This is a genomic window from Streptomyces sp. NEAU-W12 (assembly GCF_026242095.1).
Classification (GTDB): domain Bacteria; phylum Actinomycetota; class Actinomycetes; order Streptomycetales; family Streptomycetaceae; genus Streptomyces.
In genome coordinates, this window is sequence record NZ_JAPJDM010000007.1 from 151107 (window position 1) to 174692 (window position 23586).

22 protein-coding genes are annotated in these 23586 nt (G+C 70.5%); 7 read left to right on the forward strand and 15 right to left on the reverse strand.

Features of this window, described 5'->3' with window-relative positions; all coding sequences use genetic code 11:
• Positions 1–78 precede the first annotated feature (78 nt).
• Positions 79–447: a 6-pyruvoyl trahydropterin synthase family protein gene (locus tag ORI94_RS11065; protein ID WP_266074301.1), complete on the reverse strand. Its 369-nt coding sequence runs from the start codon at positions 445–447 to the stop codon at positions 79–81.
• 241 nt (positions 448–688) lie between these two features.
• Here ORI94_RS11065 and ORI94_RS11070 point away from each other — a divergent pair, with 241 nt between their 5' ends.
• The 4 genes from ORI94_RS11070 to ORI94_RS11085 all read left to right on the forward strand — a co-directional run bounded on the left by ORI94_RS11070 (position 689) and on the right by ORI94_RS11085 (position 4930).
• On the forward strand, positions 689–1141 hold the full coding sequence (locus ORI94_RS11070; RefSeq protein ID WP_266074302.1) for a DUF6027 family protein: 453 nt from the start codon (positions 689–691) through the stop codon (positions 1139–1141).
• A 124-nt stretch (positions 1142–1265) separates the two neighbouring features.
• Positions 1266–2687 (forward strand): sulfatase-like hydrolase/transferase, encoded by a 1422-nt coding sequence (locus ORI94_RS11075; protein WP_266074303.1) that lies wholly within the window; start codon positions 1266–1268, stop codon positions 2685–2687.
• A gap of 13 nt (positions 2688–2700) precedes the next feature.
• A complete protein-coding gene (locus tag ORI94_RS11080; RefSeq protein WP_266074304.1) occupies positions 2701–3726 on the forward strand; it encodes a dimethylarginine dimethylaminohydrolase family protein in 1026 nt (341 codons plus the stop codon).
• Between the two features lie 283 nt (positions 3727–4009).
• On the forward strand, positions 4010–4930 hold the full coding sequence (locus ORI94_RS11085) for a glycosyltransferase family 2 protein (RefSeq protein ID WP_266074305.1): 921 nt from the start codon (positions 4010–4012) through the stop codon (positions 4928–4930).
• Between the two features lie 122 nt (positions 4931–5052).
• On the opposite strand, the gene ORI94_RS11090 is transcribed toward ORI94_RS11085, so the two are convergent.
• The 4 genes from ORI94_RS11090 to ORI94_RS11105 all read right to left on the reverse strand — a co-directional run bounded on the left by ORI94_RS11090 (position 5053) and on the right by ORI94_RS11105 (position 8740).
• The gene (locus ORI94_RS11090) at positions 5053–6156 is read right to left on the reverse strand and encodes an ABC transporter substrate-binding protein (protein WP_266074306.1); all 1104 of its coding nucleotides are present in this window, start codon (positions 6154–6156) and stop codon (positions 5053–5055) included.
• A 75-nt stretch (positions 6157–6231) separates the two neighbouring features.
• The gene (locus tag ORI94_RS11095; RefSeq protein WP_266074307.1) at positions 6232–7011 is read right to left on the reverse strand and encodes an ABC transporter permease; all 780 of its coding nucleotides are present in this window, start codon (positions 7009–7011) and stop codon (positions 6232–6234) included.
• Positions 7008–7769, reverse strand: coding sequence for an ABC transporter permease (locus tag ORI94_RS11100; RefSeq protein ID WP_266074308.1), 762 nt, complete (start codon positions 7767–7769; stop codon positions 7008–7010). Before ORI94_RS11100 ends, ORI94_RS11095 begins: the two co-directional genes overlap by 4 nt.
• A complete protein-coding gene (locus tag ORI94_RS11105; RefSeq protein WP_266074309.1) occupies positions 7766–8740 on the reverse strand; it encodes an ABC transporter ATP-binding protein in 975 nt (324 codons plus the stop codon). The genes ORI94_RS11100 and ORI94_RS11105 overlap by 4 nt, the downstream gene beginning before the upstream one ends.
• 967 nt (positions 8741–9707) lie before the next feature.
• Between ORI94_RS11105 and ORI94_RS11110 the strand changes: the two genes are divergently transcribed.
• Positions 9708–11165: an MFS transporter gene (locus ORI94_RS11110; protein ID WP_266074310.1), complete on the forward strand. Its 1458-nt coding sequence runs from the start codon at positions 9708–9710 to the stop codon at positions 11163–11165.
• 86 nt (positions 11166–11251) lie between these two features.
• Here the strand turns inward: ORI94_RS11110 and ORI94_RS11115 are convergent, their stop codons facing one another.
• The 4 genes from ORI94_RS11115 to ORI94_RS11130 form a co-directional block, all read right to left on the reverse strand.
• Positions 11252–11452: a hypothetical protein gene (locus ORI94_RS11115; RefSeq protein WP_266074382.1), complete on the reverse strand. Its 201-nt coding sequence runs from the start codon at positions 11450–11452 to the stop codon at positions 11252–11254.
• Between the two features lie 468 nt (positions 11453–11920).
• Entirely contained in the window at positions 11921–12943 is a 1023-nt protein-coding gene (locus tag ORI94_RS11120; RefSeq protein WP_266074311.1) for a MerR family transcriptional regulator, read from the reverse strand.
• Between the two features lie 11 nt (positions 12944–12954).
• Positions 12955–13743, reverse strand: coding sequence for a HEAT repeat domain-containing protein (locus tag ORI94_RS11125; RefSeq protein ID WP_416237799.1), 789 nt, complete (start codon positions 13741–13743; stop codon positions 12955–12957).
• Positions 13744–13938: 195 nt separating this feature from the next.
• Complete coding sequence (locus tag ORI94_RS11130) at positions 13939–14997, reverse strand: class I SAM-dependent methyltransferase (RefSeq protein WP_266074312.1); 1059 nt, start codon at positions 14995–14997, stop codon at positions 13939–13941.
• 503 nt (positions 14998–15500) lie between these two features.
• Between ORI94_RS11130 and ORI94_RS11135 the strand changes: the two genes are divergently transcribed.
• Positions 15501–16469, forward strand: coding sequence for an NAD-dependent epimerase/dehydratase family protein (locus ORI94_RS11135; RefSeq protein WP_266074313.1), 969 nt, complete (start codon positions 15501–15503; stop codon positions 16467–16469).
• A gap of 5 nt (positions 16470–16474) precedes the next feature.
• On the opposite strand, the gene ORI94_RS11140 is transcribed toward ORI94_RS11135, so the two are convergent.
• Positions 16475–17383: a methyltransferase domain-containing protein gene (locus tag ORI94_RS11140; RefSeq protein WP_266074314.1), complete on the reverse strand. Its 909-nt coding sequence runs from the start codon at positions 17381–17383 to the stop codon at positions 16475–16477.
• A 307-nt stretch (positions 17384–17690) separates the two neighbouring features.
• On the opposite strand from ORI94_RS11140, the gene ORI94_RS11145 reads away from it, so the two are divergent.
• Positions 17691–18959 (forward strand): activator-dependent family glycosyltransferase, encoded by a 1269-nt coding sequence (locus tag ORI94_RS11145; protein ID WP_266074315.1) that lies wholly within the window; start codon positions 17691–17693, stop codon positions 18957–18959.
• A 158-nt stretch (positions 18960–19117) separates the two neighbouring features.
• Here the strand turns inward: ORI94_RS11145 and ORI94_RS11150 are convergent, their stop codons facing one another.
• From ORI94_RS11150 to ORI94_RS11170, 5 genes are all read right to left on the reverse strand, one after another.
• Entirely contained in the window at positions 19118–20338 is a 1221-nt protein-coding gene (locus tag ORI94_RS11150) for a cytochrome P450 family protein (protein WP_266074316.1), read from the reverse strand.
• 67 nt (positions 20339–20405) lie between these two features.
• On the reverse strand, positions 20406–21365 hold the full coding sequence (locus tag ORI94_RS11155; RefSeq protein WP_266074317.1) for an acyltransferase domain-containing protein: 960 nt from the start codon (positions 21363–21365) through the stop codon (positions 20406–20408).
• Positions 21362–22600, reverse strand: a complete 1239-nt coding sequence (locus tag ORI94_RS11160; RefSeq protein WP_266074318.1) for a beta-ketoacyl synthase N-terminal-like domain-containing protein — start codon at positions 22598–22600, stop codon at positions 21362–21364. The genes ORI94_RS11155 and ORI94_RS11160 overlap by 4 nt, the downstream gene beginning before the upstream one ends.
• The gene (locus ORI94_RS11165; protein ID WP_266074319.1) at positions 22587–22826 is read right to left on the reverse strand and encodes an acyl carrier protein; all 240 of its coding nucleotides are present in this window, start codon (positions 22824–22826) and stop codon (positions 22587–22589) included. Before ORI94_RS11165 ends, ORI94_RS11160 begins: the two co-directional genes overlap by 14 nt.
• Positions 22827–22830: 4 nt before the next feature.
• A complete protein-coding gene (locus tag ORI94_RS11170) occupies positions 22831–23583 on the reverse strand; it encodes a polyketide synthase (RefSeq protein ID WP_266074320.1) in 753 nt (250 codons plus the stop codon).
• Positions 23584–23586: the final 3 nt, after the last annotated feature.

Consider the following 23586-nt stretch of genomic DNA (forward strand, 5'->3'; position numbering starts at 1 on the left):
CCTTGGACGTCGTTGGTCCGGTGACGCGTGAGATGCCGTCCGGGCCCCGGCCCGCGGTTCCCCCGCCGGTCGCTGCGGTTACGGGGCCGGCCGGTACGTGGCCCAGGTCTTCGGTGTCTCGGACACCCGCACCGCCGTCAGTTCCGGGAACTCGTCGCACCACTTCCCGTGGATCCACCGCGCGAGGTTCTCCGCGGAGGGGGGGAGGTCCTTCATGACGTCGTTGAGATGCCGGTGGTCCAGGACCTCGTCCATCCACTTCTTCATCACGTCCAGGTCCCGGTAGTCCCGTACGAACCCCGCACGGTTCACCTCGTCGTCCGCGCAGGAGAGTTCGACGACCACCACGTAGTTGTGTCCGTGCAGCCGGGTGCACACATGGTCCGGCGGCAGGTGTGCCAATTGGTGGCTGGCAGAGAAGTGGAACTCCTTGGCGATGGACAGCATTCGCTACTCCTTTTCACCCGGCACCACTCGGAAGGAAATGAATGGCCCAGGGGATCAGAGATGGTGTGGTGAGACGCCGGAGCGCTGCCGGAAAAGGCGTGGCTACAAGATTGAACCCGCCCCGGTTCCCGCTGTACAGCGTGGCGGAGTGAACATCCGGCCGCCTCGAAAGGGCGTTGCGCAGCCGTGTATCCACAGGAACACTCGACCCGAGCTGCCGGAATCCGGAAGGGAGACCCGGGTGACGAGTGATTCCCCTGAGGCGGACGCGTGGATCGGTGAGGACGGCGAGGACGTGGTGCGGCTGCGCCGCTGGCAGGGCACCTGGCCGCAGGACGACCCGCACGCCAACTTCAAGTCGGACGTCGTGGGGTACGGCCTGCTCGACCCGCTGCACACCGTGCGCGGCATGTCCCGCAACCTGGACATCCCCGTCGGGGCCATCGCCAGGTACGTCCTGGCCCGGTGGGCCACCGGGGGCAGCGGCGGCCTGCTCGAGATCGGCCCCGTGATGATCCACCGGCTCTGGGAGCCCGTCGCCCGGGCCGAGAGCGCCGGCACCGACGAAGCGCGGCTCGCCGCCTACGACCAGCTCCGGCAGATGCTCTCCTGGCTGAAGCTGCCCCTGGAAAACCCGGAGATCTACCCCCCGCAGGCGGAGGAAAAGGGCGCGCAGGCCGCGGCCGGGGACTGACGCCCCGGCCTGCCCTCCGCGTCCCACGACTGCCGAAGCGCCGTTCAACCGGCGGCGTTCCCCGGTCGAACACGGCCGCCCCGCCCCCCGCAGTCCATCGAAGAGCCCACGGAGGCGCATTCCCGTGCATGAGCCGAGCCACTACGACCACGTCGTCCTGGTGTCCGTCGACACGCTGCGCAGCGACGCGCTGTCCGCGCATCCGAACCCGCTCTGGCCGCACACCTACCGGGACGTCCGCCGGGTGGACACCACGGTGCTGGACACGCTGGCGTCCCGGGGGGCGTACTTCCCGAACATGATCAGCGCCGCACCCTACACCGCGGCCTCGCACGGCGCGATATTCACCGGCCAGTACCCGCTGCACAATGGTCTGCACGAATTCTACAACGGTTCCTTGAAGGCGCCCTCGGTATTCACCTACGGTCGGCGCGACGGTCGGCGCACGGTGATGAAGGTCGACTTCCCCATCATTCTGGGGAAGGAGCTCGGATTCACCCGGGACATCGACACGTATCTCATCGAGGACGACGAGGGATTCATCGAGGCCGTGGCATCGGCCGACCGTACCGTCGCGCTCGCCCACTTCGGCAGCGTTCACGTTCCGTACGGATTCCACAACCTGACGCTGGGGGGCAACGCCTACCGGGAGAAAGTGGCCGAGCTGGAGGCCGGACTCCCGGACGAACTGCCCTTCGTCGACCGGCTGGTGGAGACCTACCGCGATCCCGAGGACGCGGACCTGCTGATGCGGTACAAGCGTGTCACCACGTACTTGCACCAGCAGGGTGCCTACGACCGGCTCTTCCAGCTGTACCTCGACGGAGTCGAGCACTTCCTGGCCACCCGTCTGAGCGCCTTCCTCGACCGGCTCACCGAACGCGTCGCCGCGACCGGCAAGCGGATGCTGCTGGTCCTGTTCGCCGACCACGGCGAAGAGTTCGACGAGCAGACCAACGGGCACTTCAACTCGATGGCCGAAGGCGTCCTGCGGGTCCCGCTGATCATCGTCGGCGACGGGGTCGAGCCGGGCACGCACGAGCGGCGTATCCGCACGGTGGACATCGCGCCCACCGTGCTCGAGCTGGCCGGCGTCCCCGCACCCGCCACGGGTGTCTTCGACGGGCGTTCCCTGGCCTCCGTGGCGCGCGGCGAGGAGGTACTCGGCGGGGACGCGCCCGCCGTCGCCGAGTCCTACAACGTCGAACTGAACGACTTCATCGCCTTCCAGGAGCGCCAGCTCAGCGGCCGGACCCCGGGGCCGCTGCCGCACTTCCTGGTCGGTCACGCCGCCTATCTCGGGGACCGCCGGGTGGTGCGGATGGCCCGGCACTACTCCGAGGCGCTCCAGCGGGCGACGCCGTACGACCGTGTACGCGTCGAACGGTTCGACGCCGACGGCGTGCCCCGGCCGGTCCCGGACGACGACGGCGCGGACCTTCTGGCCATGCTCGACGACTACCGCACCGCCCTGCGGGAGTCCGAGCAGACCACGGTCACCGACGAGATGCGCGGCCAGCTCCGCTCCCTCGGCTACTCGGTCTGACCGGGGCTCCGGCATGGACACCTCCTCCTCGCGGCCGGGACGGTCCAGCACTCTGGGCGGGCCCGGCTGGGTGCCCCGGTCCGGCAGCCATGCGGCCGAGGTCCGCGCGGGCCGGACCTGGGAGCGCTGCGGCTACCGCTCGGAGGCCGACCCCCTGCGGGCCGTGCTCATCGCCCGACCGCCCGACAGCATCGGGGCGGTGACCGACGCCGCCGGGCAGTTGATGACGGACCGGGTCGACCTCGGGCGGCTGCGCGCCCAGACGGACGCGGTGGCCGAGGCGTTCCGGGCGGAGGGGGTCACGGTGCACGTGGCACACCCGCCGCCGGACGCTCCGCCCAACGTGATCTTCCTGCGGGACCTGTTCCTGGTCACCCCCGAGGGGGCCGTGCTGGGGCGGACCGCGTCGGCGCAGCGGGCCGGGGAGGAGCGCCACGCGGCGCTGGCGCTGGCCCGGGCGGGGATCCCGATCCTGCACACGGTCCGGGGGACGGCGACGTTCGAGGGGGCCGACGCCCTGTGGGCCGACGAGGAGACGGTGCTGGTGGGCACGGGGTTCCGCACCGACCCGGCCGGGGTGGAGGCGCTGCGCGGCGTGCTGGGCGAGCAGGGGGCGACGGTGCTTCCGGTGGCACTCGGCCCCGGGGTGCAGCACCTGCTCGGCTCGATGGTTCCCGTCGGCCCGCGGCGGGCGGTGGTACACGCGGCCGCCGCGAGCGGGGAACTGCGGGCCGCCCTGCGGGCCCGGGACTACGAGCTGCTCGAGTTCGAGCCCGACGACGAGGTGGTGCGCTCCCGCAGCCTCAACATCGTCACCCTCGCTCCCGGACGGGTCCTCATGCCGGCCGGGTGCCCGCGCACCCGGCGGCGGCTGGAGGCGGCGGGTCTGGAGACCCTGGTGGTGGACGTCAGCGAGTACGTCCGGGCGGCCGGCGCATTCGGCTGCCTCACCGGCATCCTGCACCGGTCGGCCGGCCCGCCGTCGGCGGGCTCTGCCCGGGATGTCGAGTCCGAGGCGGGGAAACCTCCGAACCTATAGACTCAACTCCCGCCGTATGCCCGGTCGGTGGGATCGGCGTGAGCAGAGCCGTACCGCCGGCGGAGACGCTCCGGGGTGAAAGCGTGGCGGCGAGAGCCGAATCGACCCGCCCGTTCTCCTGCGCGGTTCACCGGGACCGCCCGCGGGCCGGTGCGTCCTGCCGCCGACGGGCGACGGCACCTCGTTCGGCCGGCGGCACCGTCCTCCCCGACGCACCGAGTCCGCTCCCGGGCCGTCACGGCGTTCTCCCGCGGCCGCCCCGAAGTTCTGAAAGGAACCCCCCGTGCTGGTCAGTGTCATCATCCCCACCTACAACCGTCCGGAACGCCTGGCCGTCGCGCTGCAGAGCGTGCAGACCCTGGACTTCGACAGTGAGCAGCTCGAGGTCATCGTGGTCAACGACCACGGCGCCCCGGTCGATGACGTGGTCGAGGCCGCCGGCCGGTCCCTGGACGTACGCCTCATCGACCAGCCGTCCCAGAGCGGGCCGTCGGGGGCGCGCAACGCCGGACTGGAGGTGGCCCGCGGAGAGTACGTCGCGTTCCTCGACGACGACGACGTCTTCAGCCCACAGCACCTGAGCGGCACCCTTCCCCTGCTGAAGGGCGGGGCCGACTTCGTCTACGTCAACATCAACATCGCGCGGACGCGGGTCACCGGTACGACGATCGCCGACGCCGAGGTCCTCGTTCGGCTGGAATTCCCCTACGACCGCGGGCTGCTGGACGTCACCAACCACTTCGCCCCGTCGGCCGTGGTGTGCCGTTCCCCCCGGTCAGCCGGAGCGTTCTTCGACACGGCGCTGGGTGTCGAGGAGGACTGGGACTTCTTCCTGAGGCTGGCACACGGGCACAAGTACCGGGTGGTGCACCAGCCGGAGGTCGCCATCGCCCTGCACCGCATCCCCGGCGTCGAGAGCCTGACGACACCGACCTCCGACGACATCGCGGCCCTGAAGGTCTACGAGGACAACTGGCACCTGATCTGCGAGCGCTGGCCGGCCGCGACCGAGCGCGCCGAGCAGGTGCGCCGGTTCATGCCGGTGATGTACCAGATGGCGTACGCCCGCTTCGAAGCGGGCGTTCCGCTGGACCACCACTACTACGAGCGCACGCTCCAGGTCCTCTACCGTGCGCTCGGCGACCCGCAGCCCTCCCCCGCGCAGGTCGAGGACGAGCTGCGGGCGGCTCTGGAGGGCCGCTGACGTCCCCTCCCACCCGGTGGGGGGGGGGGGCCCGAGAACGGAGCCCCCCCACCCCCACCCCCCCCGGGGGGGGGGGGGCTACGTGCGCCGGGGCCCCCCACCCCACCGTCCGCAGGACGTCGTCACACGCGGGTGCGACCCCGGTAGACGGCGTCGAGGACGCTGCTGTCGATGACCTCCCGCGCGTCCGGCAGGTCCTTGACGCCCGCGGCGCGCAGCCCTGCGTACATGGGCCCGTCCAGCCGCTCGGCGTCCATGCGGAAGAGGCCCTTCTCGCGGGTCAGGTCGTTCTCCATGAAGGTGATCTGGACCTCGTTCCCGCGTATCTGTTCCGAGAGGTCGAGGCCGAGGTCGGCGCCGTACTTCTCGACGACCAGGTGCGCCGCGTGCTCGGGGTCCTTGTTGTTGTCCTGCCAGCCGCGGAGGGTGGCGCGCATGAACCGTTCCATGACGTCCCGCTTCTCCTTCAGGAACGACTGCTTGCAGAACACGATGGTCGCGTAGGCGGGCAGTCCCAGCGATTCGTAGGTGACGGCGACGAAGTCCTTGCCGGGTTTCATCTTGTGCTTGGATTCCAGGGTGACCGGCTGTCCCGTCATGTAGCAGGTGAGGACCTTCCCCTTCTTCTGCAGGAGCGGGTCGACGGTGAAGCCGACGGGGACGAGTTCGTAGTCCCGCTTCAGGCCGGCGAGGGCGAAGATCGCGTTGAGCTGGGGCTTGGCCCCGACCTGGCCCAGGACCTTGGCCCCCACGAGGTCCCGGGGCTCGCGCACCGGATCGGACGCGAGGGAGAGCAGGCCGCCGGGGTTCGTCTGGAGAGCGGCCCCGACCATCCTGAAGTCGTTGCCCTTCGCTATGGCCTGGAGCAGGATCTGCATGTTCGCGTGCACGCCGATGTCGGCCTGGCCGTTGGCCAGCAGGCCGGTGGCGTCCGGGGCGTTCGGGCCGCCGGCCTGGAACTCGACGCTGAGGTTCTCCTCGGCGTAGTAGCCGGAGGCGTCCGCGTTCCAGAATCCGGCGAACTCTATGTCCTTGAGCCAGCCGAGTGCCACCCGGACCTTGTCGGTCGACGACGACGCCTGAGCGCTGCCGGCGTCACTGCATCCGGCGAGGAGACCGCCCCCCAGAGCCACGGCCCCCGTGGCACCGGCCGCCTTCAGTAAGTGTCTGCGGGACCAGGCGGGCGTGGACTCGTTCTGCCGAGAACTGCGGGCTGTGGGCTTCATGTGCGGCCCTTTCGTGTGGAGCGGGAGGAGAACAACGCGGGGCGCCCGAGGACGGGTCGCCTGCTCGGGGGAAGGTCAACGGAACAGGCCGGAGTAGCAGCGCTCGACGCCACGGGCCGCCACGAACCCGGCGGTGGAGATCACGGTCGCGATCAGCGCGCCGCCCCAGGCGCGCTGCGGTGCCACGAAGATCGTCGCGTCGGCGAAGAGCGTGCCCAGGCCCTCCCGGCCCAGCAGGTACTCGGCCAGCATCGCGGCCAGCACCGCCGAGGGAGCCGTCAGCCGCAGGGCGACGAGCAGCTGGGGGACCGCGTGCGGCAGCAGCAGTCTGCGCAGGACCAGGGTCCGGGAGGCGCCGAGGACGGTGAACATGTCGGTCGTCGCGGCCGGGGCCGACCGCAGTCCGGACAGGACCATGACGAAGGTGGGGAAGAACGAGACCAGGGTGGTGACCGTGGTCACCGCGGCGGCGCCGTACCCGGCGACGAAGGCGATGACAGGGATCATCGCCACGACGGGGACCGACCGCATGACCAGCATCAGGGGCGTCAGCAGGCCCTCCAGCACCCGCGAGGACCACACGGCGACGGCGCAGCACACCCCGAGCCCCATGCCGAGGGCCAGCCCGACGACCGTGTTCAGCAGCGTGTGCGCGACCGCGCTCGTGTAGGCGGAGGGGCTGCCGACGATGTCGCTCACCACGGAGTACGGGGCGGGGACCACGATCTCGTTCAGGTTCCGGACCCGGACCCAGGACTCCCAGGCGAGCACCAGCGCCAGCACGGTCCAGTACCTGCTGAGCAGCGCTCCCAGCGCCGTCGTCAGGCGCCGCAGCGGCGCGCCGGGGGTGCTCACTGGAACCTCCACGCGATCAGGGAGCGCGCGGTGCCCACCACCGCGTACGACGCCATGGCCAGGAGCGCGGCGGTCGTGCCCGCTGCCCACAGCAACAGGGTCTGGTAGTTCTGCATGGTGCTGACCAGGAGCGTCCCCAGCCCTCGCGGTGCGCCGAACCACTCGCCGATGACGGCTCCGAGAACGGCTGCCGGAGCCGCCTGGGTGAGGCCGTCGAGCGCGGTCGGCACCGAGGCGGGCAGGCGCAGCCGCAGCAGTGTGGTGGCCCGGGACGCGCCGAGGGCGGCGAACACGTCGCTGTGCGCCCGACTCGCCGCCTCGAGCCCGGAGGTGAGGGAGACGAACATGACGAACCCGACGGCCAGCGCCGCGACCACCGCCGGGCTGTCCTCTCGGCCCACGAGGGCGATCAGCAGGGGGCCGAGGGCGATCAGCGGAATGGCGTTGACGACGGCGGCCAGCCGGTCGAGGCCGGGCTGGAGCACGGGCAGCAGGACGCCGAGCGCGGCGACGGCGGCCGCCGCCAGCGTCCCTGCCAGCAGCCCGATCCCGGCCTCGGTGGCGGTGGCGCCCAGCGCCCTGGCGAGCAGGGCGCGGGTGGCCGGGACGCGCAGGACGTCCAGCACGTCGCTGAGCGGCGGCCAGCTGGTGCCGAAGAGCTGCAGGCGGCCCACCACCTCCATCGAGGCGATCGCCAGGACGGCGCCCGCCGTCACCAGCAGGGTGTCGCGCACCCGGCCGGTCCGTGCGGGTCTCATCGCGGCCGCCGTGGTGCCGGGTGGTGGGTCGGTCCCGGGGCGCCGCCCCTGCCGGGGCCCGTACCGCTCGCCAGGTCGCCGTCGAGCAGCTCCGTGAGCCGGTCGACGATGTCGTGGAACTCGGGCTCCCGTGTCAGTCGGCCGTCGCGGGGGCGGGGCAGGCCGATCCGCTCCACGTGCCGTACCCGGCCCGGTCGGCCGGTCAGCACCACCACGCGGTCGGCGAGCAGCACGGCCTCTTCGACGTCGTGGGTCACCAGGAGGGTGGTGATGCGCTGTTCCGACCAGATGCGGGCCAGTTCGACGTTCAGGCGGCGCCGCGTCACCGCGTCCAGCGAGCCGAACGGCTCGTCCAGAAGCAGCACTTCGGGGTCGAGGGCGAGCGCGCGGGCGATGGCGGCCCGCTGGCGCATGCCGCCCGACAGCTGGCGGGGGCGTGCGTCGGCGAAGTCCGCGAGTCCGGTCAGCCGGAGGAGCTCGGTGATCCTGGCACGGTCCACCGGGCGCCCCGCGGCCCGGAAGGGCAGGGCGACGTTCTCGGCGATGCTCGCCCACGGGAGCAACGCGTGCTGCTGGAAGGCGATGCCGAGCCGGTGCTCCTTGACCAGGGCGGCGGGCATACGGCCGTGGACGTGCACCTGTCCCGCTGTGGTCTCCTCGAGGCCGGCCAGCAGCCGCAGCACGGTGGACTTACCGCAGCCGGATGGTCCGAGCAGACTCACGAACTCGCCCTTGCCAACGGTGAGGTCCACTCCGTCGAGCGCCACGAGGGTACGCCGGCCCAGGGGGAAGTGCTTGACGGCACCGCTCAGTTCCAGTGCCGCCTCTCCACGGCCGGCAGCGGCGTCCGGCTCGGGGCTCTCGTCGTCGAGGACGGTGAGGGACTTTTCCGTTCTGCCGCCGGTGGACCCGTCTTCTCTCGCGGTGCCGGAGGCGGCCGGCGGTATCGAAGCAGGGGCGGACTCGCCCATCGCATCACTCCCAGGTCAGATGGCAGCCGAGGCACCGCTCGACGGGGTCCGCTGCGGAACCGGTTCCACGGCTGCCCCCTCCACCGAACCGTGAGGGAGTCCGGTGCGGCCCCGGGGACCGGCCGCGTCCCCGGCACGGCCCTCGGCTCGGACGCCCCTTCGCTCGTCCCTCTGAGCACGGTCCGCTCGGCGACCCGTATGTACTGAATGCCCGGCTCCCGTGGGCCGTTCCCGAGCGAGATTAATACAGCGGATCCGTACGTGACCATGGTGTTCGATCACGCCTGCCAGTCCGTCACCGGCTCTCCCCGCACGCAGAGGTGTCCCGCTCGACGGGGCGGTGACCGCGGACGGCCGCCTGAACACGTGACGCCTCGGCTAGGGTTGCCGCGGGCCCCTCGACGACCGGACGCCCCACGACAGTCGCGGACCGCCGCGGCACCTGCGGCGTTGCCGTGGCGTGCCTCCGGCGCGTTCCCGGTCGCACGGCCACACTGCCGGGGAGGCGTCGCCCCCTTGGAAGGGCCTCCCCCGGGAGCACTCGCCGCGCCTCCTGCCCGGGACACCGGACACGTGTGTGTCGCACCGGTGCGCCCAGGTGCGCCCGCGAGATCCCGTACCCGGCGGGACGCGTGGAACGGGTCCCGCACTGCCTCCGGTGCGGTGACCGGAAAGGTATGCCGGAGGCTCACGGCGTCCGGTGCGGTGCATCGCACGGCGGAGCGTCACCCGCGTACTGAACCGGACGTACTCGGGTGAGGCGACAACGCGGCGAGGTGCCGTGCCGGGCATGGCGAGCCGGTGAAGGCCTCCGGTCGCAGGACTAGACTGCGGATGCCACTTCCACCTCGACGGCCCACCTGCGTGACCGACACCCCTCACGCATCGGCGTGGAGCAGCACCGGGTCCTGGGTCGCCGGTCGGATCCATGCGCCCCGCGGTCGATTGCACAGGAAGAGTGAGCGGCATGAGCCTTTTACCCGGTGAACGGCAGCACACGGAAGGGGGCGGCCCCGGACGCGTACCGCCGGTCTGGGCGGTGCTCGCGGTCGTGTGCGGTGGGCAGTTCCTCGTCGTGCTCGACGTCTCCGTGGTCAACGTGGCGTTGCCGTCGGTCCGTTCGGACCTGGCTCTCAGTGGGGCCGGACTGCAGTGGGTGGTCAACGCCTATGTGCTCACCTTCGCCGGTTTCCTGCTGCTCGGCGGCAGGATCGCCGACCTCTTCGGCCGGGAGCGGACCTTCCTGATCGGCCTCGGAGTGTTCACCGTGGCCAGTCTCGCCGGCGGACTCGCCCAGGGCCCGTGGACACTCGTCACCGCCCGCGCCGTACAGGGACTCGGTGGCGCCGTGCTCGCGCCGACCACCCTGTCGATACTCACCACCTCGTTCCCCGACGGTGCCCGGCGCACCCGGGCCATCGGCACCTGGACCGCGGTCGGCGCGGGTGGAGGGGCCGCGGGCGGCCTGGTCGGCGGACTACTCACGGACTACCTCTCCTGGCGCTGGGTGCTGTTGGTCAACGTGCCGATCGGTGTGGTGCTGCTGACGGGCGCCTTGCTCTGTCTCCCCGTGCACCGCGGCGGCCTCGCCCGGCGGCTCGACGTGTCCGGCGCCGTCCTGGTCACCTCGGGCGTCGCCGCACTCGCGTACGGAATCACGGCGAGCGAGTCGCAGGGCTGGTTCTCCGGTCGTGCGATGCTGCCGATCGCCGCCGGGTCGGTGGCCCTGGGGCTCTTCGTCCGGGTCCAGGCGCGGACCGCCGAACCCCTCGTCCCGCTGCGCCTCTTCCGCATCCGCTCGGTGTCGGCCGCGAACATGGTTCTGCTGGCCGTGGGCGCGGCGACCTTCTCCGTCTGGTACTTCCTCTCCCTGTACATGCAGAACGTGCTCCAGTACGGCCCCGTGCGCACCGGGCTCTGCTTCCTCCCGCACACCGTCTCGGTCATCGTGGGAGCCAAACTGGCTCCCCGGCTGATGAACCACCTGGACAAGCGGCTGATCGGCGCGGGGGGCGGCCTGCTCGCGGCCTGCGGAATGGCCTGGCAGAGCACGCTCACCGCGCACGGCACCTTCGTCGGCACGCTCCTCGGGCCGGGCGTCCTGATGATGCTCGGGACAGGGCTGCTGATGACGCCGATGACGACGGCGGCCACCTCCTCGGTTCCGGCGGCCGATCAGGGGGTCGTCTCCGGACTCCTCAACACGTCCAGCCAGTTGGGCGGCGCGCTCGGCCTGACGGTCCTCGCCACGGCGGCGGCCGACCGGGTCTCCTCGCTCCCGGGAGCGACCACCGGCGCGCAGGCGCTCACCGCGGGCTACTCGCTGGCCTTCCAGATCGGCACGGCCTTCCTGGTGGCCGGCACCGTCCTGATCGCACTGCTGCCGAAGCCGGTGGTGCCGCAGCCGTCTCCGGCCGGGCCGTAGCCACGGCCACGGGGCGGGGCAGCCGGGCTCCGACGAGGCGCATCCGCCCTGCTCCGCCCCGCCCGCCTTCCCCCTCGGGCACACGGTCACGGACCGCGGCCCCACCGCGTCACCCCGTCCCGTGCCTGGTCACCCACGGACGGCAGGAGCGGTCCCGCCGGCCGCACCACAAAGCCGAGCACCCACACGACGAGAACGAGCACCGCGATCCACCGCACCGCCCCGAGAGCGAAACCCGCGCCGAAAAGGATCAGGGCCGGCAGGAGAACCGGACGCAGGAGAACCATCGCCATCGTCATCGGTCTCCCGACGATGGACCGCCCTCGTTTCAGGCTCCCGTGCTTTTCGCATCTCCCCGTTCTCTCAGCCGGATGCAGGGCGCACGGACGCACCGCGTGATGTTCCTGCGCCGCCACCGGAACCGCGGTACCGGGGCCGACGCGGGCAGGTGCCGCGCGGCACGGCGGGATGCCGGCCCCCTGAGGCTGGGCGGTCGGGTAACGGGGCCACTCTCGTCGAACCTGCCCGGCGGTTGGTGAAGACACCGGATGCCTTCATTGATCACCTGCGGAGTTCCGATGGCGTGTCCTGGCCTCGAGGCTCGGGGACACAAGAGAATGATCAAGGAAACGCCGTCCGCGGAACGCGAGACAGGTGGAGGTGGAGGTGATCGGCTGCGACCGCACGGCTCCGGTCCCGCAGGCGAGTCGATCGGCTCTGATCGCGAAGGCCACGGACCGCCTCTCCGATGTGTTTCAGGAGCCGTCGTCGGTTCGCTCGTCCAGGACCCCCACCAGGGCCGATGCCACGAGGGCGACTGCTCGGTCCTGGTCGTGGACCAAGTGGCGCAGCATCTCCTGCGCAGTGGTCCCCTCCAGTTCGACCAGCGCCTGGGTCAGGCGGATCCGCGTCTCCGAGTCCGCAGTGGGCGCGGCGAGTTCGTCGGCCAGGGCAGTCGCGATCCGGGCCCCGCATTCAGGGTCCCTGGACAGCGTTCCCAGGGCCTCGGCCGCGTCCACGTCGTTGCGGCCCTCCACCACCATGCCGACGAGCACCGGCCCGGCCGCTGCCACTCCTTGTCTGCCGAGAGCCAGAGCGGCGCGCCCGCGCACCACCGCGTCCGGGTCCCCGAGGGCGTCCGCGAGCACCGCGATCGCCCCCGGGCTCTCCGGCATCTCGGCGATCGCCAGCACCGCGCGCCGCCTGATGGCCGCGTCCTCCGAGCGTGCGACGGCCGCCAGCGCCGCCACGCCCTCGCCGCCCGCTCGGGCGAGTGCCCAGCGCAACGCCCCCGCGACATGGGGGTCGGATTCGGCCAGGACCGCCCCGACCAGCAGCTCGGCCGGGACCGACACGTCTTCCGGCCGTGCCAGGACGGCCTGTTGCCTGCGCGCGGGGCTGGTCGAGTTGAGTTCCCGCATGAGTTCGACGACGCGCAGCACGTCCTGCCAACCGGTGGGCGCCGACGCGTCGATCACCCGGAGTCGCTCCAGCAGCTCCTGTTCGCGCGCCAGGCGGTCCTCCGTCCACTGGATGAGGTCGCTGACCAGGGCGGACGGCGTGAAGGCCGGATCCTCGAGCGCGCGTCCGACCTGCTTGAGCGACAACCCGAGGGACCGCAGGCTCTCCACGTGGAAGATCCTGCGGACGTCGTCGGCCGAGTACTCGCGGTAACCGCCGACGGTGCGGCCCGTCGGCTGTACCAGCCCGATGGCGTCGTAGTGCCGGAGCATCCGGGTACTCACCCCGGAATGACGGGCCACATCGCCGATCAGCAACCTGCGGTCTCCTAGCTCTCCGCGGACTCGGCGGCCCGGGTCCGGTCGGCCGACTCGGTCTGCTCGGCCCCCGCCGCGGACTCCGTGGTCTCCCCCGCCCGGATGCCCGCCGCCGCCGCCTCGGCCGCGGCCGCGCGGTCCGGGCCGAGCCTGACCGTGCGCTTCGCCTCTTCGATCGCCGCGTCGAAACCGGTCTCCGGGTTCTGCCGGAGCAGCTCGGTGGCACGGGCGTGCGCCGCCACGTCCGCGTCCGGGTGGCTCGCGGCCTTCTCCAGGACGGGCTTGATCACCTCGCCGAGGTCGACGAAGGCCCGGCTCAGGCTGAGCTGCACGTTGCGGTTGCCGCGGCCGAGCTGTAGGACCAGTTCCTCGGCCAGGCCCTTCCTCTCGTCCTCGGGTACGAGGACGACCGCCACGCGCCACGCGGTCCGCGCGACCTCGTCGTCGGCGTCACGCAGCATGTCGCGGGTGATCCAGGCCCACGTGCTCTTGTCGTTGATCTTGGAGAGCGTGTGCAGCGCCTGGCTGCGGGCCTGATTGCGCTCGGAGTCCAGCTCCTTGCGGATCCGGGGCAGGGTGATCTCCGGCGGGAGACGGATCAGTGCCCAGGAGAGCATGTCTCGTACGAAGAAGTCGGGCTCGACCGCGCACCGCTCGACGAGGGTCTCCAGGAAGACGGGGTCGGGGTTCGAGCCGGCCGTCAGGGCCGCCTGAAGCCGGACCGAAGAGTCCTGGGCACCCAGAGCGTTGATCAAGCGGGTGTGCTGCGCGGTCGCGTTGGTCGTGTTGATCGGGACCACCTCCTGCGCCCAAGTAGAAAGCTTCTCACCGTGTCAAGGTCAAGCCCGTGCTCAGCCAACTCGGAAAGCAGCTGGTCACAGACTTGAAGTCGACACACCGGCAACACTGAGTGAGAGGCCGGGCGCAATGGGTGAGCGCATGGAGGGGGTGAGGAGAGAGTGAGGAGTGGCCGGGCGCCCGGTCACCTCGTCCCGTCAGGATGTCTTGCGCGCGAGCACCCGGTACGTGTTCGACAGGCCGCGACCGCCTCCGACCGCCGCGGAGACCCGGTCCACCAGGTAGGCCAGCGCCAGCACCGGCACGCTCGCGTTGAAGGAGATCTTGCGCAGCAGCGCACGGGCGCGGGTCGGCGGGGCCGGTCGCCACGCCAGGTCCTCCCCGCCGATCAGCCCGGCATTGATCGCCAGGACCGCGGCGCTGACGACGTCCTGCCCGTTGTGCGGTTCGGCCCGCTGCTCGGAGACGACGGTCAGCCCCAGGGACCTCAGCTCGGAGCGCAGGTTCGCGATCGGGATCATGTGCAGGTGCTGGGGCTGCAGCCAGGAGATCCACCACTTGCCGAGGAGCTTGGCCCAGGCGCACTCCGGGTCGGGCAGCTCGATGGCCAGGTGCCCACCCGCCGGCAGGGCCGCCGCTGCGGCGGCCATCTCCGCCTTGGGGTCCGCGGTGTGTTCCAGGTAGTGGTACATGCTGATCACGTCGTACTCAGCGGCGAACCCGGGGGCCAAGTCGACGAAGCTGCCCTGGTACGCCTTGCGGACCCGGCCCTTCTGCTGGGCTATCAGTACTCCGTCGGTCCGGTCGAGCCCGTCGAACTCGGTGTCCGGCAGCATCCTCTTCGCGTCGGCCAGGAAGTGCCCGTGCCCCGTGCCGACGTCGAGCCACTGCTTGGGCTTGACCTGGGCGGCGACCATGCGGGTCCGCCCGTCGTGCCCGGCGCGCTTGGTCGCGAAGATCTTGTTCATGTTCTCTTCGCCGAGACCGTCGTAGAAGTCCCGGTAGTAGAACTCGAGCCCGTCGTCGTTCAGCCGGGGGTTCTGGAAGACGTGCCCGCATTCCTTGCAGGATTCCAGGACGAAGACGCCCGGCTTGTGCTGCATCACGTCCGTCGTGCGCAGCAGGACACCGAGTTGCCTGGAATCGCACCACGGGCAGGATTCGCTGCGCTCCTCGAAGAACCGCTCGGTTCCGGCGGCGAGGTCTGACAGGTAGGCCGGTCGGCGCTCGGCGACCGCATCACTTCTCGTGGTCATGCGCGCGATACTAGCTGTTGGTGGTCAACTCGGCTCGATCTTGAACGGATTTGGACGGCATCGGTCAACGCGCCGGAGGTCCGGTGCGACGGAACCGGGTGCCCGCCACCTGGGGTTCATCCGGTCCTCCTGAACAGCTCCCGCATCAAGAGCATTTCGGCCCGGACATCGACACCATCCGCGCCTTAGTTGTTGATTGGTGAGGTGTAGTAGTGAAACCAGGGGACTGGTAAGGTGCGTTGACGGTGATCGCGGCTACCGGCGGGCAGGACCTCGTGCCCCACTGTTCCGTATCGACACGGTGTCGTATCGACGAAGAGCGGGTCGCCGCACTGCAAGGTGCGCATCCGCTTATCCCTGACCGCACCTTCTCTGACCAGAATTGCCGATCTTCAGCGCCATTCGTTCGGTTTCATGATCCGGAAGTCTCCGAGCGCGCGGGCGGTCTGGTCCCAGTTTCCTGACCGGTGACAGGTCGCCGGTTCTTCATTGGGGGGATAAGGATGCCCGCAGCACTCTTGCCGCACGACGGCCACCACCGGCCCGCGCCCGTCGTGGCCGTCGTCGGCGCAGGGGGTTTCCTCGGCAGAAGCGTCATGCGCACACTGTCCAGAGCCGGAGTAGAGGCACTCGCGTTCACCAGCGCGGCACCGGCCGTTGACGGTACCCGGCTCGACCCCGCGCTCCGCCGCTGCGACGCGGTCTTCTATCTGGCGAGCCGGATCAGTCCGGCGATCGCCCAGCATGAACCCGAGCGCGCCGCCCAGGAGGTCGCCTCCTTCCGGACGTTCCTCGACGCGCTGCGCGAGAATCCGCGCCGGCCGGTCGTGACGCTCGCGGCGTCGGGCGGCACCGTGTACGAATCGCGGTGCGAACCGCCGTACGACGAGCAGTCACCCGTGGGTCCGAGCAACACCTACGGCAAGGCCAAGCTGGAGCAGGAGGAAGCGCTGGCCGCCGCGTCGGACTGGCTCGCTCCCGTTGTGCTGCGACTGTCCAACGCGTACGGCCCCGGGCAGCGAACCGCTGCGGGGTACGGCGTGATCGGACACTGGATGCAGGCAGTGCTCGCCGGCGAACAGTTGCGAATACTCGGCGACGGCGGGTCGAGCAGGGACTACGTGCACGTCCACGACGTGGCGAACTCGATGCTCGCCGTGCTGTGCAGGGCGGACGCGCTGCGCGCTGCGGACCGGACGACCGTGCTGAACATCGGTGCCGGTGAGCCGACTTCGCTGGACGACCTGCACAAGTTCCTGGAAGCCACGGTGGGGCGGCCGGTTCCCGTGGAACGCGAACCGGCTCGCCCGTTCGACCGCAGGGATGTGTGGCTGGACATCGGACGCGCGGCGGAAGTCCTCGGCTGGCGGCCGGAGATCGGCATCGCCGAAGGGCTGGCCGACACCTGGCGGTACCACCTGAGCGCGGTGCGGGAACCCGCCCGCTCTGCCCAGCGGACCGACGGCCGGTAGCCGGCTCAGCCCCGCGAGGGGCGGCGCAGCACCGCGATGATCACACCGACCGCCGGGTCGTCCTCGATCAGCCAGTGCAGCCGCTTCTCGCCGGGGCCCGCCTGCAGGATCCTCTTGACCTCCGGCGGGACTTCGTTGTGCTTGGCGTACTCGTAGACCGCCCCGTAGAACCGCTGCGCGGTGTACTTGGTGTGCTGGCTGATGTCGGTGACCTCTACGACCTCCAGGCCCGCGGCGGAGGCGAACGACGTGTAGTCCGCCGCCCTGACCAGCGGAGCCGTGTGCCACGACTCCATGACCTTGGCCAGCGCCGCCTGCTGCACCTTCTCGACCATGCTGCCCTGGATCCTCTTCAGCAGCGAGGGCTTGGGCAGGTTGGCGGAGACGGGCTGGCGCTCCACGAAATCGGTGAGCGCCAGTGAACCCCCGGGCCGCAGCACCCGCGCGATCTGCTGGAGCGCCTGTACCCGGTCCGGCATGTGCACGATGGACTCAAGTGCCAGGACGTGGTCGAAGGAGTTGTCGTCGAAGGGCATCTCCAAAGCGTTGGCGTGCTGGAAGCGCGCCCGGTCCGCGCATCCCTCGCGCTCAGCACGGGCGTTGGCCAGTTCCACGTCGCGGGCGCTGATCGAGATGCCGACCAGTTCCGCACCCGTCCTGGTGGCCAGTCGCACGCCTGGCGTGCCCACGCCGCAGCCGACGTCGAGCACCCGGTCGTCGGGGCCGGGCCCCAACTTGTCGATCATGATGTCGGACAGCCGGTCGGACGCCTCCTCGAAGGTGCTGTTGTCCTCGGGGCCGTTCCAGTAGCCGTAGTGCATGCTGCCGCCCTGGAATTGGGCGATCAGACCGTTGGCCGCATCGTAGAACGCACCGACTTCCTCGGGCTTGGGAAGCGATATACCAGTGCTCATCTGAGCTCCTCAGTAGATCAGTAGACACGGCTCCACCTGCCGAAACTCCTCGAACGCTACCAGTGGGCCCGTCCGTTGGGCAGCGGTTCAAGGTCCAAAACTCCACCGGAACTCCACATGAGCCGGGAGGGAGGAGGAACTTCGATGATCTTTCCATCTTCGGAGGCATCACGCGTAATGTGTGGCCCAGGAGTCTGGGGGGACGTTCTCGTCACACCACCGGGGTGCCGGAGCCTGAACCGGAAACGGGTCCCACCAGGCCGCGTAACCGTTGCTTCCGCCGAACCGAACCGAGGAAGTCCTCATCATGCGCGTGCTTTTCACCGTCAACCCTGAGAAGAACATATTCATGTACCTCGTGCCGATGGCGTGGGCGCTGCGCACGGCCGGGCACGAGGTACTCATCGCCAGTCAACCGCGCTTCGCCCCCACCATCACCCAGGCCGGGCTCACCGCGGTGCCCGTCGGGGACGACTTCGACAAGTGGCAGTTCGGCCGCCAGTACCCGGAGCTGCTGGAATCGATCCGGCCCGGTCTGACCCCGCCGTGGGACGTGGCGGAGGACCCGGAGGGCACGACCTGGGAGCGCACCTCGCAGAGCCACAAGGCCGCTGTGGAGGGCGCGCACGGCGGCGAGGCCGCCGCGGTGATCGACGACCTCGTGGCGTTCGCCCGCTACTGGAAGCCGGACCTGGTGGTCTGGGACTCCTTCAGCTACATCGGCTCCATCACGGCGAAGGCGTGCGGTGCGGCGCACGCGCGCGTGGTCTTCGGCGCCGACGTGTTCGGCGCGACCCGCGACATCTACCTGCGGCTCAAGGCGCAGCAGCCCGAAGCGGAGCAGCTGGACCCGCTGGCTGACTGGCTGGGCGGTCACGCGCGCGCGTTCGGCGGTGAGTTCAGTGAGGACATGACGACCGGCCACGTGACGATCGACCAGTTCCCACGCAGCCTGCAGCTCGACACCAGCCTGGACGTCCTGCAGACGCAGTTCATCGGGTACGGGGGCCCGGCGGTCGTACCGGACTGGCTGAAGACGGCTCCGGAGCGTCCGCGGGTCGGCATGACCCTGGGGCTGACCGCGACCGAGGTCTTCAACGGCTACAACATCCCGCTCGGTGAGATCCTCGAATCGCTGGCCGAGCTGGACATCGAGCTGGTCGCGACCATCGCCGAGAGCGAGCAGGAGAAGCTCGGGAAGGTTCCGGACAACGTCCGCCTCGTCTCCTACGTGCCGTGGCACGCCATCGTTCCCACGTGCTCGGCCGTCATCCACCACGCGGGGGCAGCGACCCTCGCGACCACCGCGCGCCACCCGGTGCCGCAGCTGTCCCTGCACTACCACTTCGACCAGCCGCTCCTGGCGCGCAAGCTGGCCGAGCAGGGCGCGGGGCTGGAGATCCACACCTCCGAGGCGACCGGGCAGAACATCAAGGAGAGCGTCCACCGCCTCCTGACCGAGCCCCGGTTCACCGAGCGCGCGACCGCGCTGCGCGACGAGATCCTGGCCGCCCCCTCGCTCAACGGGCTGGTTCCGCAGCTCGAAGAGGTCGTGGCCAAGCACCGCGCCGGCTGATCCCCTGCCACGGGGCCGCGGGGGCCGCGCGGGGGCGCGGGCCCCCCGGGCCCGGGCCCCGCGACTGCGTGGTGCCGCGCCCCCCCCCCGGCGCCCCCCCCCCCCCCGGGGGCGGGGGGGGGGGGGGGGGCGCCCCCCCCCCGCGGCCCCGTGCCCGGCTACTGCGTGCTGACGCGCACCGGCAGTTCCTTCAGCGCCCGCAGCACCGTGCCGGGCTTCCAGCGCACGTCCTCGCCGTCGACGTCCAGCTGGATGTCGGGGAACCTGTCGAGCAGCCGACCGAACGCGATCTCGGCCTCAAGGCGGGCCAGCGGGGCGCCCACGCAGTAGTGGATGCCGTGGCCGAACGCCAGGTGGCCGCCGGTCTCCCGGGTGATGTCCAGCTTGTCACCATCGGGGAACTGGTCCTCGTCGCGGTTGGCCGATGCGACGGCGACCACCACGAGCTGGTTCTCCGGTATGACGACCCCGCCCAGCTCGACCGGCTCGGTGGTGAACCGCAGCGAGGCGGTGTTGACCGGGCCCTCGTAGCGCAGGAACTCTTCGATGGCGCCGGGGAGCAACGAGCGGTCGGCGCGCAGCGCGGCGAGCTGGTCCGGGTGGCGCAGCAGCGCGAGCACGCCGTTGCCGATGAGGTTCACCGTCGTCTCGTGGCCCGCGACGAGCAGCAGGAACGCCATGGAGACCAGTTCCTGGGCGCTGAGCTTGTCGTTCCCGTCGCTGGCGTGCACCAGGTCGGTGAGAAGATCCTCGGAGGGGTTGGTGCGCTTGCTCTCGACGAGTCCGTCGAGGTACGCCAGCAGGGCGGGTGCGGCTTCGGCGAGCCGCTCCGGGTCACCGGAGAGCTGTGCGGCGACCCAGCCGCGGAACTTGTCCTGGTCGAGCAGCGGGACACCGAGGAGTTCGCAGATCACCGCGATCGGCAGCGGGGCCGCGAAGGCGGTCATCAGGTCCACCCGGCCCTCGCGCTCCATCGCGTCGAGCAGGTCCGTGGTGACCTCCTCGATCCGGGGGCGGAGCCGCTCCACGGCCCGCGGGGTGAACACCTTGTTGACCAGCTTGCGCAGGCGGGTGTGGACCGGCGGGTCGGAGTTGAGCATGTGCGCCGACAGCTCGGTCGCGAACATCAGCCGCATTTCCTCGTTGTCGGTGTTCTGCTCGATCACCTTCTGTCCGACCTCGACGTTCTTGGACAGCTTGGTGCTGCTCAAGGCGGGGCGGGCGTCAGCGTAGCGGGTCACCATCCACACGCCGAGGCCGCCTGGCGCGGTCACCTTGCTGACCGGGGCCTCCGCCCGCAGGGCGCTGTACAGCAGGTGCGGGTTCTGCTCGAACGCCTGCTGCTCGGCATCGCTCGGCATCGGGCTGCCGTCACTCATCGGCACAACTCCTCCATCATGCTCTGTCGACATCGGGCAACCGTGCCGAACGGATGGTGTGGGAACGTCACAGCGCTGCCATGAACGCCTGGAAGTCGTCCATCGACTTCACGTCGTTGCCGAACCGGTTGACGGCGCTCACGTGCGAGGAGCCGCCGCCCGGTCCGACGATGTACTTCACGAAGGTGGCCAGCGTGGCGCTGGGGCCGAGGTCGACGAACGTCGCGCCACCCGCGGCGGTCACCTTCTCGATGGTGCGGGAGAACTCGACGGGCTCCCGCACGGCCGCCCAGATCCCGTCGGCCGACACCTCGTCGACCCTCTCCGCCGTGGCGGAGGAGATGACGGGGGTCTGCGGGGGCGCGAAGCTCAGGGAGTCCATGAGGCGCCGGGCCTGCTCCTCGACGGGGTCGATCAGCTCGGTGTGCACGCCGTAGTCGACGGGCAACCGCTGGCACAGGACCGACTCGGCCTCCAGCGCGCGTTCGAGCACGTCGATGTCGGCGGCGCGCCCGCTCACGACGAAGTTCCCCTCGAAGTTGCGCCCCGTCACCCAGCAGTCGGCGAACAGGGACTCGTGCGTCCGCAGGAGGCCCTGCGAGCCGACGACCGCCAGCATGCCGGAGCGCGGGCTGCATCGCTCCAGCAGCCGCGCGAACTCCACCGCGAAGCCGATGCCGTCCTCCAGGGGCAGCGCCTCCGCGACCACGGCCGCGGTGATCTCCCCCAGGCTGTAGCCGAGGAGGAAGTCGCACTCGTGGCCGAGTTCCTGGACGACGCGCGTGAGGCTGTACTCGACGCAGATCAGCGCCGCGCTGGAGTCCGGCAGGGAGTCGAACGGGTCGCTCCTGTCCCGCCGGGGGTCGAAGACCGTGTCCAGCAGCGACTTCCCGATCAGGGGCGAGGCGATCTCGTCGCAGTGTTCCAGCCAGAGCCGGTAGCGGGCGTTGTGCTCGTACAGCTCACGCGTCATGTGGAAGTACTGGGACCCCTGTCCCGAGTACATGAAGACGACGGGTCTGGTCATCGCCACTTCCGCAGGCAGATCGCCGAGCTCAGGCCGCCGAACCCCATGCTGAGGCTGAGGGCGGTCTCGAACTCGTACGGCAGTGACTCCTCGCGCACCCACCCGAAGGACGGGTCCGCCGGGTCCACCAGGTTGCGGGTGGGGTGCAGCCGCCGCTCCCGCATCTGCAGCAGCGTCGCCACGACCTCCACCGCGCCCGCGGCGGTCAGCGCGTGCCCGGTGATCGACTTGGTGGCGTTGATCCGCGCGTGGCCCAGGCCGCACTCGGCGAGGGCGCGGAGCTCGGTGTCGTCACCGATCACCGAGCCGGTCCCGTGCGGGTTGACGTACTCGACGTCGCCCGCCGTCAGACCGGCCTCCGCCAGCGCTCCCTCGATGACGCTGATCTCTCCCGCCAGCGAGGGGTCGGGGTTGCGGTTGCCGTCCACGGCGGTGGCCATGCCGAGCACCCGGGCATAGGGCTCGGGGTGGCGGCGTGCGCCCTCCCGCTCCACGACGACCGCGCCGCACGCCTCGCCGAAGACGAACCCGTCGCGCTGCCGGTCGAACGGCCGGCACGCCGAGCCCGGGTCGTCGGCGAAGCGGGCGGAGCCCATGGCGCCCATGGACCGGAACGCCAGGAACTCCCAGTACGAGAGGTCCATCAGCGCCCCGAGGGCGATGCACACGTCGACCTGGCCCGACCGCACGGCCCGCACGGCCTGCAGGACGGCGAGCTGGCCGCTGGCCGAGGCCCCGCCCAGCGTGTGGGCGAAGCCGCGGACGGGGAACAGCTCCGTGCACAGACCGCAGAGGTCGCTGTCCATGAAGGCGAGGCCGTACGTGGGGCGTACGAACTCGGGGTGGTCGGCGTGCCGGGCGTGCGCCTGTGTCAACTCCCGCTGCTGGATGTTGGACCCGCCGACGACCAGGCCGATGCGGGTCGGGTCGACGTCGTCCGGACTCGCCTCGTGCCATGCCTCGGAGATCGTCGCCAGGGCGACGCGGGCGGAGAGGGACGCGGTGCGCAGCACCCGGGCGGGGAGCGCCTCGGGTACCGACAGCTCCGCGATCTCGGCGCCCAGGAACGGCGTCGCCGACTCGTCGCCCGGCAGCGACCGGCCTGGCCTGCGCATCGGGGCGAAGGCGTGGCGGCCTTCGAAGAGCGCTGCGGTGAAGTCGTCCTTGCCCTGCCCCACCGCGGTGGTGACCCCTAGGCCGGTGATCACCACATCGCGCTGGTCAGGACTTGTCATGGATGAGTTTCGCCAGTTCACCTATGTTGTTCGCGCCGGCCAGTTCGACCAGCGGGACGGACAGCGACAACGCCTCCAGCGTCATGACGATGATCTCCGCCCGGTCCATGGAGTTGGCCCCCAGCTCGCGCAGCGAGTCGGTGGCCACGAAGGTGTGGCCGTCGAGTTCGGGTATGACCTCGCACGTGTGCTTCACGACCAGGTCGAACACTTCTTGAATGGACATCTCGTCAACCGCCTAGGTACCGGGATTGGATGAGGTCGCGAACCTCGGGCTGGTGGAAGGTCTTGTCGTGCATCGCCACCTCGCGCTCGATGTACGAGGGGAGTTCGGCCCGCAGGTCCGACACGAGGTGGTCCTTGAGGGTGATGAGGGACACCCTCGGCTTCTCTGCGAGGTTCTCCGCCAGTTCCAGCGCGTAGGGCAGGACCTCGGCGCGCCGCAGTACGGGGAAGGGGACTCCCCGCTCCTTCAGGTCGCGCCCGTAGAAGGTCCTCGCGGAGAGCAGCATGTCCTGGCCCAGGCTGAAGCCGAGCTTCGTGGGCAGGATCAGCGTCGCGCCCATGCCGGGGGTGAACCCGTACTGCATGAAGTTCGTCGTGTAGACGCTCTCCTGGCTGAGGACGACGAAGTCGGCGAAGAGCCCCATGGCGAACCCGCCACCGATGCCGTGGCCCTGCATCGCGGAGATGACCGGGACGGGGCAGTCCAGGGCGAGCCCGTAGATGTGGGAGTCGGTGAAGCTGATCTGGCGATCCTGGATCTGGAGCAGGCTCTCCTTGGTGCCGCCGCTGGCGAAGTAGTTGTCGTAGCCGGTGAGGACGACCGCCTTGCACCGGCTGTCGGCCGCCACCCGTTCGAACGCCTCGCTGAGGCCGTTGATGAGCCGGCCGGAGAAGGTGTTCTTGTGTTCCCTGTCCTGCATGGTGATCTGCACCACGCCGTCGCCGACGTCGGTGTAGCCCACCGGATCGTCCTGCATGCG